Origin of the sequence: Parashewanella tropica (assembly GCF_004358445.1) — a bacterium.
GTDB classification, from domain to species: Bacteria; Pseudomonadota; Gammaproteobacteria; order Enterobacterales; family Shewanellaceae; genus Parashewanella; species Parashewanella tropica.
Map to the genome: position 1 here is coordinate 180763 of NZ_CP037951.1, position 16076 is coordinate 196838.

Annotated in this window: 15 protein-coding genes; 4 read left to right on the forward strand and 11 right to left on the reverse strand. The window is 41.8% G+C overall.

Features of this window, described 5'->3' with window-relative positions:
* Nucleotides 1-11: 11 nt before the first annotated feature.
* Nucleotides 12-641 (reverse strand): rhomboid family intramembrane serine protease, encoded by a 630-nt coding sequence (locus tag E2H97_RS00795; protein WP_133405357.1) that lies wholly within the window; start codon nt 639-641, stop codon nt 12-14.
* Nucleotides 642-758: 117 nt separating this feature from the next.
* Between E2H97_RS00795 and E2H97_RS00800 the strand changes: the two genes are divergently transcribed.
* Nucleotides 759-1367, forward strand: a complete 609-nt coding sequence (locus E2H97_RS00800) for a nucleoside deaminase (RefSeq protein WP_218938229.1) — start codon at nt 759-761, stop codon at nt 1365-1367.
* Between the two features lie 201 nt (nt 1368-1568).
* Nucleotides 1569-2756, forward strand: a complete 1188-nt coding sequence (locus E2H97_RS00805) for a hypothetical protein (protein ID WP_133405358.1) — start codon at nt 1569-1571, stop codon at nt 2754-2756.
* Between the two features lie 59 nt (nt 2757-2815).
* Here the strand turns inward: E2H97_RS00805 and mutM are convergent, their stop codons facing one another.
* The 6 genes from mutM to E2H97_RS00835 all read right to left on the reverse strand — a co-directional run bounded on the left by mutM (nt 2816) and on the right by E2H97_RS00835 (nt 9178).
* Nucleotides 2816-3631, reverse strand: coding sequence for a bifunctional DNA-formamidopyrimidine glycosylase/DNA-(apurinic or apyrimidinic site) lyase (gene mutM, locus E2H97_RS00810; protein ID WP_133405359.1), 816 nt, complete (start codon nt 3629-3631; stop codon nt 2816-2818).
* 10 nt (nt 3632-3641) lie between these two features.
* Nucleotides 3642-4091: a hypothetical protein gene (locus E2H97_RS00815; protein ID WP_133405360.1), complete on the reverse strand. Its 450-nt coding sequence runs from the start codon at nt 4089-4091 to the stop codon at nt 3642-3644.
* Between the two features lie 33 nt (nt 4092-4124).
* Entirely contained in the window at nt 4125-4688 is a 564-nt protein-coding gene (gene mobA / locus E2H97_RS00820) for a molybdenum cofactor guanylyltransferase MobA (RefSeq protein ID WP_133405361.1), read from the reverse strand.
* 485 nt (nt 4689-5173) lie between these two features.
* Nucleotides 5174-6829, reverse strand: coding sequence for an AMP-binding protein (locus tag E2H97_RS00825; RefSeq protein WP_133405362.1), 1656 nt, complete (start codon nt 6827-6829; stop codon nt 5174-5176).
* 161 nt (nt 6830-6990) lie between these two features.
* Nucleotides 6991-8775, reverse strand: a complete 1785-nt coding sequence (locus E2H97_RS00830) for a hypothetical protein (RefSeq protein WP_133405363.1) — start codon at nt 8773-8775, stop codon at nt 6991-6993.
* A gap of 100 nt (nt 8776-8875) precedes the next feature.
* Nucleotides 8876-9178, reverse strand: a complete 303-nt coding sequence (locus E2H97_RS00835; RefSeq protein ID WP_133405364.1) for a hypothetical protein — start codon at nt 9176-9178, stop codon at nt 8876-8878.
* A 144-nt stretch (nt 9179-9322) separates the two neighbouring features.
* Here E2H97_RS00835 and E2H97_RS00840 point away from each other — a divergent pair, with 144 nt between their 5' ends.
* Complete coding sequence (locus E2H97_RS00840; RefSeq protein WP_133405365.1) at nt 9323-10318, forward strand: tetratricopeptide repeat protein; 996 nt, start codon at nt 9323-9325, stop codon at nt 10316-10318.
* A 66-nt stretch (nt 10319-10384) separates the two neighbouring features.
* Here E2H97_RS00840 and E2H97_RS00845 read toward each other — a convergent pair whose 3' ends face one another.
* From E2H97_RS00845 to E2H97_RS00855, 3 genes are all read right to left on the reverse strand, one after another.
* A complete protein-coding gene (locus E2H97_RS00845) occupies nt 10385-11815 on the reverse strand; it encodes a glycoside hydrolase family 125 protein (protein ID WP_170308215.1) in 1431 nt (476 codons plus the stop codon).
* Between the two features lie 191 nt (nt 11816-12006).
* On the reverse strand, nt 12007-13908 hold the full coding sequence (locus E2H97_RS00850) for an alkaline phosphatase D family protein (RefSeq protein ID WP_133405367.1): 1902 nt from the start codon (nt 13906-13908) through the stop codon (nt 12007-12009).
* A 193-nt stretch (nt 13909-14101) separates the two neighbouring features.
* The gene (locus E2H97_RS00855) at nt 14102-14479 is read right to left on the reverse strand and encodes a DUF1294 domain-containing protein (protein ID WP_218938230.1); all 378 of its coding nucleotides are present in this window, start codon (nt 14477-14479) and stop codon (nt 14102-14104) included.
* A 24-nt stretch (nt 14480-14503) separates the two neighbouring features.
* On the opposite strand from E2H97_RS00855, the gene mog reads away from it, so the two are divergent.
* Complete coding sequence (mog, locus tag E2H97_RS00860) at nt 14504-15037, forward strand: molybdopterin adenylyltransferase (RefSeq protein ID WP_133405368.1); 534 nt, start codon at nt 14504-14506, stop codon at nt 15035-15037.
* A 207-nt stretch (nt 15038-15244) separates the two neighbouring features.
* Here mog and E2H97_RS00865 read toward each other — a convergent pair whose 3' ends face one another.
* Complete coding sequence (locus E2H97_RS00865) at nt 15245-15964, reverse strand: SDR family oxidoreductase (RefSeq protein WP_133405369.1); 720 nt, start codon at nt 15962-15964, stop codon at nt 15245-15247.
* Nucleotides 15965-16076 lie beyond the last annotated feature (112 nt).

The following is a 16076-nucleotide window of genomic DNA, read 5'->3' on the forward strand; positions in this document are numbered from 1 at the left end:
CATTTAAATACTTACCCTTGCCTCCTTAAAGGGGGCTCTTTCTTAGATACAATCCCCCTTTCACTCTTAAACATCCATGCACCAATTATTAAGCCAAAAATAAAGCTTAATGTATGACCTGGTTTCGGGTAATGAGAAAAAATCAAATCAAGCGACAACGCAGGAATAAAGGCAAATGCCAAGGCGAATTTTAGCCATTTAGAACTGTCGATTCTTCGGAAAATTAGAATTGAAGCAAGTCCTGAAATAGCCATGATAGCTTGAGATCCTCCAGTACCCAAGTTCCATGGGTATTTTACAAATAGTGTACTAAATATAGTTCCTAAAGACCCACCAATTAACCACACCATTAACATTTTAATAGTTCCAATATTTCGCTCAACCAAGAAACCTAAGACTATAAATGAGCAAACATTAAACAGCATGTGTAGTGATTTAACATGGATTATTTGTGAGACAAATAGTCGCCAAAATTCAAGTTGTAATAAGTGTTCAAGGCGAATGGCTCCATATTTTTCTAATTGGACAATTTTGACATTGGAAAACGCAGAACCACTGATATCGAAAGTGACGTACATCGAATAAACGAATGTAGATATGGCAATGAACAATGTAGCGTATGGGAACGGGGAGTGTTTCATAGTGCCTTCTGGAAGAGGAAATAATTATTTTTTAATTGCTATTGTTAATAAAAATTAACTGAAATCAAGCGATTATATATGTTCATATACGATTATGGTTAATGACTGTTTCTTCGTATGTGCCAACAAACTCCATTCATTCCGACTCAAGTGAGTTTTCAACTTGATTTACCTTCATGGTTAACTCATAAATTATCAACTTTGCCACAACACTTTGACTCTGATGAAAAGAAAATGCAATTGGTGCTTGAGTGCGCGACAGATAACTTTCAGAGGAATACAGGCGGCCCGTTTGCCGCTGGCGTGTTTGAACGGGATACAGGAAAGCTAGTCGCAATGGGGGTCAATCGTGTGGTTCCAACTCAATGCTCTTCAGCGCATGCAGAAGTGATGGCATTGTCGATGGCTCAACAAGTACTATCTCATTATGATTTAGGTCGAGGTGGTTTTCCTGCTCATCAAATCGTCATTAATTGGCGGCCTTGTGCTATGTGTTTTGGTGCCATTTTATGGTCAGGTGTGCGTTCTGTGATGATTGCGGGAGCTGGGGCTGAGCTTGAAGCTATCACTGGATTTGATGAAGGGCCTATGACGCCGAATTGGCGTCAAGAACTTGAAAGTAGGGGGATTGAACTTGTTGAAGGCGTTATGAATCAACAAGCGATTGAGCTGTTTGAGAACTTTGCAGCTACCAATCGTCCTGTTTACAATGCCAGAGTGAGCTGATTAGTTTTCATATTACAACGACAAGATTGAACGCACGCTCTTTGTACACCAGAACATGAATGTCCTATTCACACATCTATTCGCTGAGAGTTCAGCAAAATTTTAACAGTATCCAGCACTATATCCATTAATTTACTTTAACTTGCCCTACAACAAGAGTTCTGAATTAATAATCAACTACGTTTAAAGTTTGAGGTAACTATGGCAACGGCGGCTAATTTAACCTTGACTCCAATTGAGTTGAGTCAAGATCATTTTATGGTGCAGGCGGATGGTAAAGCGAAACCTCTATCAAAAGCTCAACAGGAGAAAATCAACGCTTTTTTTACTGCCGAGCACCAAGTGTATAAAGAGCTTGATGATACATTCGTGCAATGCTTGGAAATCAAAGTATCTACAAGTGAGAAGGAATTAAACTTCAAATGCCTTTTAACTGCGCGTAATGAAATATGGGTTGAGTTTTTTGAGCGTACTGAACAAAGAATAAATAATGCACTTAGGCCGATTGAATTTGAGGATTTAACGGCTAAACAAAAACTTATTCAGGGTGGTGTGCTGCGTTTAATGGAAAACGCTTATCTAACCGTCATGCTAACCCAAGCCAAGCAAGTACAAGGAGACTTAAAAGTCTATAAATCAAAGCAGTTGGATGCCATTGCTGGTGAAGTCAATACTGATCAATTTGTTATGGTTCCAGTTCTTGAATTGCAACAAAGAGCTTTTGAATCATTTAGCCTCAGAAGCAGTACTCGATGTCCAAGCCTTGCTGAGCAAATCAAGTTGATGGAACTCACTGCAGAAAACTCGATTGGAGACGTAATTTTACCGATTAAAATTATGACACCACTACACGCTAAAGAAGGGTTAGGATTTAAGTGCAAACGAGATAAACAAGGCGAAGTGAAAATAGAAGTACATGGCAGTGTCAGTGATAACAATGATTTAGAAGCCGTACCCGACAAAGTTAATGCGATTGAGGTAGAAAGGATATTGTGTGCTTCAGTTCAGGCATTGATTGAAAAAGCACAGCTTAGTCAACAACTTCAAAGTGTGAGGTGCAGAGCAGTTAACGATGAAGTTAAGGTGTCATTGGATACATCGTCGATGCAAATAAGTATGACCGAAGAAGTGGTACAACAATTGGCTTCACTTGCGATAGCAAGGCAGCCTTGCAAGATAACCATAGAGATTAATGATGGTGCGGTATGTTACACGTTTTTTAGTGTTTTTGACTTTCCTGATAATGGTGGGCTGATGACGGTTCCTGTTAAGGTTTCAGGCTGTTTTGAGGATCGAAAATACCTTTTAACCCTGAATGAAAATAAACTTCAGAATGCTTTCGCTGCTTTTGATGAGCTGACCCAAATACCGCCAGAAGTATTTGCGTAAGCGGTATAAGATAGAGGTTTGGTAGGGACGGGATATTCAGCTTTACCCCCAAGCTTGCTTTAAAATAGCTGACAATGCTCGCAGAACACCGTTGTCCGTTGCCCAAGTTTAATTTCACTCAATAAAGTGCCACATTCATGGCAGGGCTTCCCTCCACGACCATACACATGCAGCTTTTGAGCAAAATACCCCGGTTTTCCATCGGCATTGGTAAAATCTTTTAGGGTGGTACCACCTTGTTTGATGGCATTAGCTAAGATTATTTTGACTGTTTCGACTAATTTTGGCAGTTTGGTTACATCTACTCGATTGGCAGGGGTTTTTGGGTGAACTCCCACTGCAAATAAGGCTTCATTAGCGTAAATATTGCCGACACCGACGACAATATGGTTGTCCATCAAACACAGCTTAATGGCTTTTTTCTTGCCTTTCAGTGCTTGTGCTAATTGCTCCACATTAAAGTCATCGCTTAATGGCTCAGGACCTAACTTAGTCAGTAATGGATGGGTTTCAATCGGCAGTTCATACCACAGCCAAGCGCCAAAACGACGAGGATCGTTAAACCTTAATACCTTATGGTTACCCAAGACTAAATCTACATGGTCGTGCTTTTCTACTGGGGTTTTTTCATCAAGCACGCGCAAACTGCCTGACATACCTAAGTGAATAATGGTGATCCCCGCATTGGTTTCAACTAATAAATATTTGGCTCGGCGGCGAACACTTTTAATGGTTTGACCGACAATGTTATGTGCCACATCAGGGATGGGCCAGCGAAGACTGTGATTGCGGATGATAAGCTTAGCAACACTTTGCTCAAGAATGTGAGGGCTGATCCCTTGGCGGGTGACTTCTACTTCGGGTAGTTCTGGCATTAGGGAAACTCTATTTTTGTGTTAACCGTGAAGGCAGTAAACTATGTTGTAAGCTTGGAGGGATTTTGTACCATTGCCCAGAGGCGGATTGCAACAACCCATCGGCAATATAGTAACGCCATTGCAGAGGCTGCGGAGACTGCTTAACAATGATGGTGAGTCGCTCATGCTGATCGTCACTTAAGGTCGGTGAAGCAATAGGGCTGATCCGCAATTGATGCCACGCTTGTCGCCATGTCTGGCACTGATCAAAGCTCGGCATACAACGCCAATGATTGTCTTCATGGATTAAGGTGTAATCGCCAAGCTGTAATTGCTGTAATGCCGTATGTTGATCAAATAGTGGCAAGGCTCCTTCAGGCACTTTTTCGGTTTTGTTGTGCAGAAGTGTCAGAGTCCCAATCATCGCTGCACTAGCCAAAATGATAATGTTATTCCATTGTTTACGAGTCAGTGCCATTTCGCTTTCTCTAGTTCCAATTTCTACGGAGTATCACGCCAATTCATCAAGTGAGTTGCAATTCATAAAGTGTTTGGTATCAAATTCTACGGTTTGATAATGATGTCGACGATACCATGCCATGACACGTCGCTCTCCTGACGCTAAATACTTATCTAAATCCGATTTGAGGTGACGCTTGAGTAACATGATCACCGCATGCTCTTTTTGTTGATCTCTGGCGACGATGATATCGGTGTTATGATGATGCAAAGCGTACTGCATTTTTTCAAGCAAAGCACTTGGCAGATGTGGAGTATCACAAGGCAGCACGAGCAGTAAGTCTGACTGACAATGGCCTAATGCGGTGGACAAGCCTGATAAAGGCCCTTGAAACCCTGATAACTCATCAGTAAAGACAGGAAAGCCGAAGTCTTTATATGTCTCTATATTGCGATTCGCAATGATCATAAGGTTATCGACTTGAGAGTGTATGGCGTTAATGACGTGTTGCACCAAAGGCTGATTTTTATAGTTAACCAAACCTTTGTCTTGATAGTGCATGCGTCGCCCTTGACCGCCAGCGAGGATCACAGCTTCAACAGATGAAACAGTCATAGTTTCGATATAGAGAGTGAATAGTGGTAATAGCTTATCAAAAAAAATGCCGGACTAAGAGTCCGGCAAAAAGTGTGTGAGCAATGTTGTGCTTGCATACCCGTCCAAGAACAAAACCAACGTACATACTGAAGAGTTCAAGAATGAGTGTTTGGAACGCAGGTAAATAATAATCATTATCATTTGTGTGTGCAAGCTTTTTTTGTCTTTTTTTTAAACTGCTCCTAATCAACCGACAAAAGCGGAATGCATTGAATATTAGATTAGTGTTATTCAAGGTAATAAATAAGGGAATAAAAAATGCCGGACAAAAAGTCCGGCAGAAAGAGTGTGAGCAATGTTTGCTGACTCACTCAAGAATACCAACAGAGAAACGCATAAACCATTCAAGAGTGAGTTTTGGAACGCAAGTTAACGATAATCGTTCTCATTTCGTTTTGCAAGTAAAGTTGGTTAATTTTTTTACTTTTTGTAATGTAACCCAATCAAAGCTCATCTTCCCACTTAACTTCAGCGCCACGAGTACCCTCAACTATGCTGGTAAATCGCTGCTCTAGAATATGGCGTTTAATTTTTAATGTCGGCGTTAACACATCATTTTCCGTGGTCCATGGTTCACTGACGATAACGATGGCATCTAAGGTTGCATGGGACTCCAGTGTTGGGTTGATGTTGTCTAGTGTCGCTTTGAGTGCATGACGAACCTCATTACGTGGCATCAGTGATGCACCTTCTGCTAATTGCACCAAAGCGATTGGGTGTGGCAGGCCTGCCCCAATGACACATAAGAGTTCGATATGGGTATCTTGTGCTAATTTACGCTCAATCGGCACTGGTGCGACATATTTACCTTTAGCCGTTTTAAAGTTGTCTTTAATACGGCCCGTAATTTTGATGTAACCATCGGCATCAATGTCTGCGACATCACCAGTGTGGAAGAAGCCATCGGCTTCAAAGACTTGTGCTGTAGTGGCATCATCTTTGTAATAGCCAGTCATTAATCCTGGACTGCGTACTAATAGTTCATTTTGGTCGCCTAGTCGAACATCGCAGCCATCAACGGGTACACCAATGGTGCCGATTTTTTGTGGATTAAATGGATAATTGATAATGGAGTAGGCACAGTTTTCGGTCATGCCCCAAGCTTCACAGATTTCAATGCCAATGCCTGCAAACCATTGAATAATGGCTTTTGGCAGTGGTGCAGAACCTGATCCAAATAAGCGGCACTGATTGAGTCCCAAGCCTTTGCGGATTTTTCTTTTGATCAAGCTGTTTAGAATTGGAATACGCAATAGTGTATTCAGTTTCTTAGCGCCACCGGCTTTTTCAATAATGTTTTTCTGAAACAGACTCCATAGACGCGGAACCGATAAAAAGAAGGTTGGCTGGCAACGATTGACATCATCAATAAAGGTATCGAGACTTTCAACAAAGGCCACTTGAGCCCCGTTGTAGATGGATGTACCAAGGATGGCAACACGTTCGGTAATATGAGCCAGTGGTAAGTATGAGATAAGGCGATCTTTTTCAGTCACTTGAATGTGGTTGGCCGCGCAACCGCAAGTCCAACCGTAACTGGCAAAGGTTTGCATCGCGCCTTTAGGGTTGCCCGTTGAGCCAGAGGTGTAAATGATGGTCATTAAGTCATTTAGCTGAGGATAAGGCTCATTAGTTAATGGTTCACCCATTTTCAGAAAGTCTTGCCATTGATACTGTGCTGGCATGGTGTCATAAGGAAACGCAATACGAATAATATCTCCTGCGACAGCGGGTTCTTGATCTTGCCAGTAATCCAATTTACCAACAAATACGGCTTTAGCACCGCTGTGTTCTAGAGAATAACTGATGGTATCGGCATTGGCGGTTGGATAAATAGGAACACTAACATAGCCGCCAAGCATTAGAGCGAAGTCGGTAATAAACCATTCGGCGCAGTTTTTTGACAGAACAGCAATTTTATCTCCGGGCATAAAGCCTAGATGGCGTAATCCGCCGGCGATTTGTTGAGCCATTTGACGAGTTTGTTGCCAAGTGTAATCTTGATATTGGCCATTAATCGGTTGTCTTAGATAAACCTTGTCTCCATGGGCGTCGGCCCAGAAATCGAGCATTTCAACGGGTGTTTTTATGGTTGTCATTTTAATTTTCTCACCTTGTTAGTGCCGAATTCATTCAGTATGGCGGCTTTTTAAACGAGGTGCAAACTCAGACATCTAGCGGTTAATGTTATTCATCGAGCATCAGTGACAAGTCTTGTTAACCTAAAGCAATATTGGAAGAGGCCATATCTATGCCCTAGTTATACAAGGGTACAGGTTTGGAAAACTCTTTGGCAGATGTGAGGTTTCAGGCGTTGCGCTACGTCATCATTACCTAACTTGCTGGCTAATAAGTGAGCCGGTAAATCTTGAGATTGCCCTGTTAGTAGGCGGTATTGGCCTGTTAAGGTATCAAACGATTGTGTGAGCAGGTGTTTCACTTGTTTGAGCTGAGTGAAACATTGCTTATCGCTGAGGGTGCCAGGGAGTAGGGCTACTATGGCTAATTGTAATTGAAGGCGTTGAGCGTTTGACGTCAGTTCAAAGGGGTTCACATTAAAACTAGGATAAATTTGTTGGATCAATTTATAGGATTTTTGCTTTTTTTCACTGGCATTTTCTTGCGGGACTAACTGATAGATAGGGCTTTGAAATAGTACACTTAACTCTTGTCTTAAGCGGCTATCTTGATAAAACAAATCATCGGCAATATACAGTACAGATCGTCTAAATTGCCCTAGAGTAAATTTTTGAGCGACTATTGCGGAGTCTAGTACTGGAGATACTTCCATGAGTGGATTACTTTGTTTGGTTTTGGGCGATGATTTAGGGGGAACTCTCTCTGCAAATACCCAATCTCGATTGAGTATGAAGGCCCATTCCTTCAGATTTTGGCGATTAGGTGTTACTAAAGGTTGGCTTTGGATCAACAAACTTGCTGACAAGTTATGAGTAGATAGTCGATGTACTGTTGCTGTACTGAGAAGCCAATCCTCGCAGCAGCTTAATTGAGAAGGTAATGCCATTAGCGTCAACAACATTTTTTGCGGTGTTGTTAGGCTAGAACTAATGCTAATTTCAGCTAAACACAATCTTAAACGACTACGAACAATTTGTTGATCAGCCTTATCAAACTGTTCAATGAATCCTGATGCATACACCATTAACCTATGAGTAAATTTGGTCGACAAAGCGAGTTGTTGGCTGAGATGCTCCGAGAGGCCGTTATCGCTGGCATCTAAAAAAATATTTGGAACCCACTTTTTGTTATACGATTTTATATCATCAGATTGCTTCAACTCATCAAGTTCTGCTTTGAGTGTATGGATTATGGCTGTTTGAGGCTCAGTTTTGCTTTGTGCTTTTGTAGCGGATTGTTTTACCTCTGGCACGGGTTGATTGTTATGTTTTGGGGGCTTTCTATGCCGATGTTTAAGCTGAGTTGGCTTTGGGCTTGGTTGCAAAGAAGAGGCTGAACTTTGGGAAGACTCTTCAGTTAACGTGCCCATGTCACTTGAACTGTGGGATGAGATCAGAGCTGGTGAAGTAGAAGTGGTCGGTCTGGGATCAGTTTGAATAGGCAGCTGAGGAATAATATCAACAATACTTTGGTTCAACTCTTGAATGTGACACAACGTAGGTTCAAATTCTGTGAAAAACAGAGTTTGTAATACATAGGCTTGAAAGGTCTTATTGGCTTGTAAGTGGTTGAGTAAGACTCGGAAGTTATGGCGTAAGTCGGTATAGGCCAGTTGCAGTGCTTCATTATCTGAAAATGACCGACAATCGAGTAACTCTGTAGTTAATTGCATCAAATAATTATTAATTAAACTGGCTTGATGATGATCTAATACAGCAGAGCAAAGTGTTTCTAGGGCGTTGATATCTTCTTTATAGTTGCGTGAAAAATCGACGAATGCGGGTGTTGATTGAAACCGCTGTAGACTGCTGCGACGAGGATCAAATATAAAGGGTTTATGACTTGGAGAATACTGAGTCACATCGGAATGTAATGATAAAAGTGGTTGTGAAACTGGAACCGACATAACACTCTCTATTGCTTAATGATGTTTATTAAGAAAGTGTAGTGGTCAGTATATAACGTTGACGTGAATGAGGAATGAAGCCTTGTTAATAAAATGTGAGCTATTGATTACGGCGCTCATAGGCTGGAATATCAATAAACTCATCATCGCCACGGTCAATGGCTTGTTTTAAGGCCGTTTTCTTTTCACTTCTTTCTGCCATGGTTTCGCCAAATACATGATAATGAGCCTGTTCCATTAACTCTAAAGCTTCTTTGTCAGAATAAATATTAAGGACTTTACCCGCCTGAAACAAACCTTCGATTCGGGCTTTAAGTTCCGAATTGGTTTTATTACGTTTGGCTTGTTCAAACAGCTCTAGCAATTGTGCAAAACAATAATCAATGTAATTTTGGCGTCTCATCGTGCTTACCCATTAGGACAAAACTGATAGTAAGTTTAGCTTATCAAATACAAACATATTTACTAAACAGTTAATGACGAAGTGAACTTAATGAAGTAGGTTAACTCTGTTGTTATCAATATGTTTCATTTTAAGGGGTTTAGAATGTTAAAAAACTTACTCATTGTTTCAGCACTCCTCAGTTTTCAGCTCCATGCCGTAGATACCGAGCAACAAGCCAAAAAGCTATTAACGGAAAACAAAATGGATACGCTGATCGCGGAAATAAAAGATGATGCACCCTACAAGTTAGCCAGTTATAAAGTCATAGCGTTTTATCGGAATAAAGATTTTGATACCGCCATTGAATGGATTGATGCCCGTTTACAGGTATTGCCGAAAGACGATAAAAAAGCACAAGCAAAAGAATGGGTATTAAAAGGTAATGTGTATGCTAATCAAGCCATGGATGCCAGTATTTTTACCGCGGCAGGCTATGCGTCTGATTGTTTAGAAAGTTATCAAAAAGCGTATGAGTTAGCCCCCCACTTGTTGAACGTGCAAGAGTCACTCATTGGGTTTTATAACACGGCACCGAGTATGGTGGGCGGTGATAATGAAAAGGCGTTGGCGCTAGCGTTAGAACTTGAAAAAACACATCCGCTTGAAGGTGGGCGAGCTATTTTTACAAGTTACAAAGGCATGGGTGAGGATGAAAAAGCGCAAGCCAAATTACAACGCTTACTTAAGGCTTACCCTCAAGATTTACCACTTAGATTAATGGCTTCTCGGTATTATTTTTCCCAAAAACGTTTTAACGATAATCATGCCTTATTGCTCGACTCTATAAGCTTGAAAAAACCACAAGATGAAGAAAAGCAAGCCACTTGGTATATCCTGCATTACGAGTTAGCCAAAAATACCGTTGAATCGAAATTAGAGTTGCCTAAAGCGATTGCGGCAGTGCAGTTATTTCAAACCGCTCCTGTGTTTGTGACCAAATATTATGAACAATGGCCTAAGCTTCGCGAGGCGCAACTGACATTATTGTCAGGCGATAAGAAGGCAGCCATCAAGCTTGCGAAGCAAGCCAGATCATCGAGCGATGATAGTAAGTTAAAAAGAAAAGCTAAACGAATTATTAAGAGAGGGAAGGTCTAATCGACGTTGGTTGAGGTGATCTCCATTTCTAATCCGTACTTTAAGAGCTGCCCCAACTATATCCTGTTAGCTTTTTAATACGATGTTGGGGTGTTTGTCTATGAGCCAAATGACAAAGTTGGCAAACTCGGCATTTGCCCAAGCGAAACTCTCCCTTGTTATATCTTGATAATTTGATGATGAATAACTCTCGTAAATCAAACCATTTTTTTGAGATGAATCAATGAGTGCAGCAAGCAGTTGCCTAATTTCGTTTTCGTCGGTACTGCTTTCTGCTTGGCTGATTAATGACAACGGCCAGATCCTGTTTTGTCCTGTATGTGGACTGCCGACCCCACTTTGAATTGAGTCATTTCCTTCAAAAAAATAAGGATTCATAGCTGAGCTTAAGATTTGCTTTCGTGTTTGCAGATAAATTGTGGTGTCGTATAAATTTGGGGCAATAACAGGTAAAGAAAGCAGGGAAGGAATATTACCATCATCCATAAACTTTCGATTACCAAAGCCGTCCAATTCATACGAGTATCGGGTGCTGGTGCTGCTGCCTTCTGTTGAATTTACTTTAAGTGCTTGCAAGATTGTGTTTGAGAGTTCAATTAATTTAGGAGTGACTTGATTATCAATGTTGGCGATAGCGGTAAATTGAGTTGCAAGGCGTTTTAATTCACTGGCTATCATGAAATTAACTGGAATGTTAAAGGGAAGTGCAGTGGCATCGTCACTTGGCCGAAATAATGTCCTAACTAACCCAGTTGTTTTACTTGGTTTTCCGACACCATTTTCAAGTGTATTTAATGCGTTCGCACCCGGCCGAGAAAAATAGTAATAGTATGGATTCGTCGGGTTTGTGAGATCATCAAAATCACCTGTCCAAGCATTGAGCACATTAACAATGATGTGGTCAGCTCCCATCCAATACTTCCCTATATCATCGATGAGTTGTTGTTTTTGTTCTGTGCTTGCATTTTCGAGGATGACTCTTTGAAGTTTTAGGACTGCGGCCAAAGAATCTGGTTCAAACTTACGTTCAAATACAGGGGGGTGCATAGCGTCTTGCTGATACTGCTTGTAGGTTTGATCGTCAGTATGTGTTGAGTTAGCGCCATTAGGGACAACATAGGCATTGGCAAAGCTGTCCTTTAGGACAAATTCAGCTTGAGCATTGGCTAGGCCGACTAATAGCTTAAATAGTCGCTCATCTTTAGATATTAAGAATGCATAAGGGGTCAGTTGATTAGTACTGTCTCTGAGCCACATTGCCTGTATATCGGCACCCGTTACTACATATGTTCTTAGCGAATATATGTCAGTTGCAGTATCAACGTTCTGTTGAAATACGGTGTTATCGAGTGAGTAAGGAAAAGTACGTGTGAATAAGGCCGATAATGCTGGAGAGTTCAACTTTTGTTGTTGTGATTGTATGTAACTTTCAACTGCATCTGATTTGAATTTAGGGTTGGATGGTCTTTGATATGGCGTATCGGCCTGTGCTGTCAAACTAATCAAAAGTACAGTTAGAAGCAGTACACATGAAAAGCCATTTTTTACCATTGAATTAAAGGCTTAGTGAATGTTGGTTCTTATTATTTACTTATTTCACCCAAGAAAATAGCCATCATGAGTAAAATGAATGAGTTTTAATTTTTTACTAATGGTTATTTAATCAACAAACCGTCTGTTGAGAAAGATTATTCAAAATAGGTATCGCGCGGTGGTTTGAATTCTGTAATGGAACTATCGCTATGCAATACTGCAATTTTACTTGGGGCGCCATTCTCATCTAAAGCCACTAAGCCAATGCCACTGTTATTCACTAAGCGTTTGCTACGATGTCCATTGGGGCGTCGTCCACGAAGTGACATACGTTTGCGTTTGGTAAACCAGTTTAATGGAGAATAGTGTCCGTAAAGCCAACCATTGAGCTTATCAAATACAGGCAACAACTTTTCGGGGAATTGGTTTTTAATGCCGCTGGAGCAGATCTGATAAATATTGGCATCAAAATGCTCACTTCGATGCTTCACATCATAAGCAAAGGAGTAATGTACATCGCCCGATAAAATCACAAACTCTTTGGGAGTTCGGCGGTGGCGGAACATATTGAGTAAACACATGGCAGCCCCGCCATGTGCCATCCAGTTTTCGGCATCCACCAGTAGGGATAAGCCGCAAAATGTGGCGATTCGCTGAATGGATTCAATCAGCTTGACGCCAAAAATAGGCGCGGCAGAAACAATGATCACCTTGTCTTGATCGATCAGTTGTTCTTGGAACTCCATCAGCGCTTCCCAATCCATGAGTCCTGAAGGCTTTGCGAGACTATTTTCGCTGCGCCAACGGCGAGTACGAGTATCCAGCACAATCACTTTGGGGGATGTATTGAGTTCATAATGCCAACCTTCAAAGCGCAACATATATTGAATGAGATTCTGATGTGTTTTTGGTTGTGGCGCCTTAAAAAAAGTACTCAGCTGTTGCTGCATCCGAGCCAATTTATCAGGTGTATTGCCTAACCCTTGAAATAACCCATAAGCGATAAGCGCATTACCAATGATTTGTTTGGCAAACGGATGCTCATAAGCCGCTTGTTCCCAACGAGCACTTAAGTTCCAATCGTCAGTAACATCATGATCATCAAAAATCATGTAAGTGGGAATATGAGCCAGCAAGCGCCTTACTGAGCTTAACCCTTTTTGGAATTCTTGTAATGCTAGCCACTCTTTGTGCCATTGGGCTTGGTGCTTGGTTGACAATCCCGGTAACGATTCGGGTAAGTCGACATGCTGCCACAGTTCAGGCGACCAGATCAGCAAGTAGTAGGCAATCATTTCTCCAAGGCTGACGAGGTGGTTGTGGGATAAGCGCGAGGTAAAGATCTCGTGTTTTCTACGCCATTTAAATAGGTGAAGTTCGGTTAAATATTCGGCCTGTGGCAACAATTGGCTATCACGGTGATATAAGCTTAACGCATCATATTTAAGCTCACGACTACCAGTGATGGGGGCTTGTTCAAAGGCTTCTTCGACTAATCCTAATTGGTCTACAACCTGAGCAATCGCCAAAAGCATGGGACCAGCAATATCATCGATGTAGACCTGATCGCCACTGAGCATTAACAAGGATGGTCGGTTATCATCATTGAGTTTTATCGCTAACGTTTGCTCTGCTCTTACTAAGCCATCACCACTGGGGTGATGGGGATTACGGCATGAGCCATGAAGTAGCTGTTTGATATCAGGCTTATAAACAAAGTGTGGTGATGAATGCTGCGGGTATGTGAGTTCATCAATAGAAGCAAAGACAGGCTTTCCTTGCTGATGGTTGAGTTGGTAATGAACTTGGGTTTCTGTCGGTAATAAATTCGGCTGCTGAACATGCAATAAGTACTGATGAGCATTAGTGCCTAAAGGAATGTGATTGAGCTGCAATTCTGACTCTGTGAACACGTCACGTTTACCAGAGCACACTAATTGTAACTCAGGCTTCACCAAAGGCTCACGGGTCACCAACCAAAGGGTAAAGTTATCGGTATCGCACTTTCTTAGTATGGGGCCCGCGATCACCAAAGGTTGCTCAGTCTCTTTATTCATTGTTATTGTCTTAATCTGATGTGTGATCCTTAAGATATTGAACAAGGCTAATAGGAGCAATAGTGCGATAAGGCAACCGTCCATGACAGGATGTCATGGTCGTTAGTACATGGATGTATGCTTCTGTTGCCGTTCGTATTATTGCTCCTAGTATTAACAGTAAAATCTTCAGGACATTATTTTATGAACGTTTTCAGTGGGTGAACCCAATCGACTTATATAAACCGAATAAGATCCCAAAGTGCAAAATGACACTTCCCCAATATCGCCACATAAAACTTGATTTGTTGAACTTATGCCGAAAGCCATGTTGGCAAAATCGAGCGGTTAGCCAGCCGCCTAATACGCTCACTAGGTGCAAATATTTTTCGGGTATTCGCCATTTGTTACGAATAGCGGCGTGTTTATCATAGCCGTATAGCACTAAGGTCAATGTATTGATGGCGATATACCAACAGCCAAACCACATATAAATCGTCATCCAGATAGCATACGGAAATCGTATAAAACCGCAATACACACGAATCAACATCAAAGGATCTTCAGAATAAGTATGATAGGCTTGAGCCATTACTATTTATTTTTGGAAACACAAATGACTACAGCAAAAATTGGGATTGTGACTGTGAGCGATCGCGCCAGTCGAGGTGAATATGAAGATATTTCCGGTCATGGCATCATCAATACCTTAAAAGAATATCTGACCTCCAGTTGGCAACCTGTGTATCAAGTGATCCCAGATGAGCAAGATCAAATCGAAGCCACCTTAAAGAAAATGGTGGATGAACAAGGTTGTTGCTTGGTGGTAACGACGGGTGGTACTGGCCCAGCAAAACGTGATGTGACGCCAGAAGCGACAGAAGCCGTGTGCGATCGTATGATGCCGGGGTTCGGTGAGTTGATGCGAGCGGAATCGTTAAAGTTTGTGCCGACAGCGATTTTGTCACGACAAACTGCAGGTCTGCGTGGCAGCTCACTCATTGTGAACTTACCGGGTAAACCTAAATCCATCAGAGAATGTTTAGATGCGGTATTCCCTGCTATTCCGTATTGTATTGACCTAATGGAAGGCCCATTTTTAGAATGTGATGAGCAAGTGATCAAGCCGTTTCGCCCTAAGGCTAAGTGATCCCCATTTTTAGGAAAGCGAGGATAAGCAAACGCTGAAACGCTGCAAGCCCATCCATGGGCGCTTGTCCTCGGTATCCATGCCTCGGACATTCAGCTTATTGCTTACCCTTTCTTGTAAATTCAAGCACTTGAATTTTGTTTAATCCGCAATACCCACGCAAGTATGACGAATTACAGTGATTGTATGTTGCAGGGTTCGTTGTTATTAAGGCTCTTGACGAGTCGCAGCAATCACAATTTCACGAATACAAACGTTTTGCGGTTGCTGGTAAGCATAAGTGACTGCGCGAGCAATATCGTCAGATTCAATCGCACCACCAATACTCTCTTTCCACTCTTCATAGCCATCAACAATGTCTTTTGATGTGGTGTGGTTGAGGAGTTCCGTTTCTACAGCGCCCGGAGCAATGGTGATCACACGGACATTAGAGCTGGCGACTTCTTTACGTACATTTTCTGAAATCGCATGTACAGCGAACTTAGTGCCACAGTAAGCGCCGTGATCATCAAATCCTTTACGGCCAGCAACTGAGCTGATGTTGATGATGGTGCCTTCTCTGCGGGCTTTCATTGGCGCTAATACCGCTTGCATGCCTGTCAGTAATCCCAATACGTTCACATCAAACATAGCCTTAAATTCGGCAGGATCTTGAACGTCAACTTGACCCAGTAACATGATACCAGCGTTGTTCACGATACAGTCGGTTGGGCCATATACGGCTTCGGCCTCGGTAATGGCGTTTTTGAATGATTCTGCATCCGTCACATCCACTTTGGCACAAATGGTATTTGGCAAATTTAACGCTTCTAAACGCTCAATACGGCGTGCAATTAATAACAATGGATGACCAGCTTCGCTAAAACGTTTGGCGATGGCTTCGCCGATACCTGAGCTCGCACCTGTGATCACAGCAAGTTTTTTCATTGTATTTCCTCTATCGAACATTTTTTGTGTTGTGAACATAATAGAGGTATAACGATTGTTGATATACAGTACTTAGATCAAAAGACTGTTGCTGTATAACAACAATAAATTT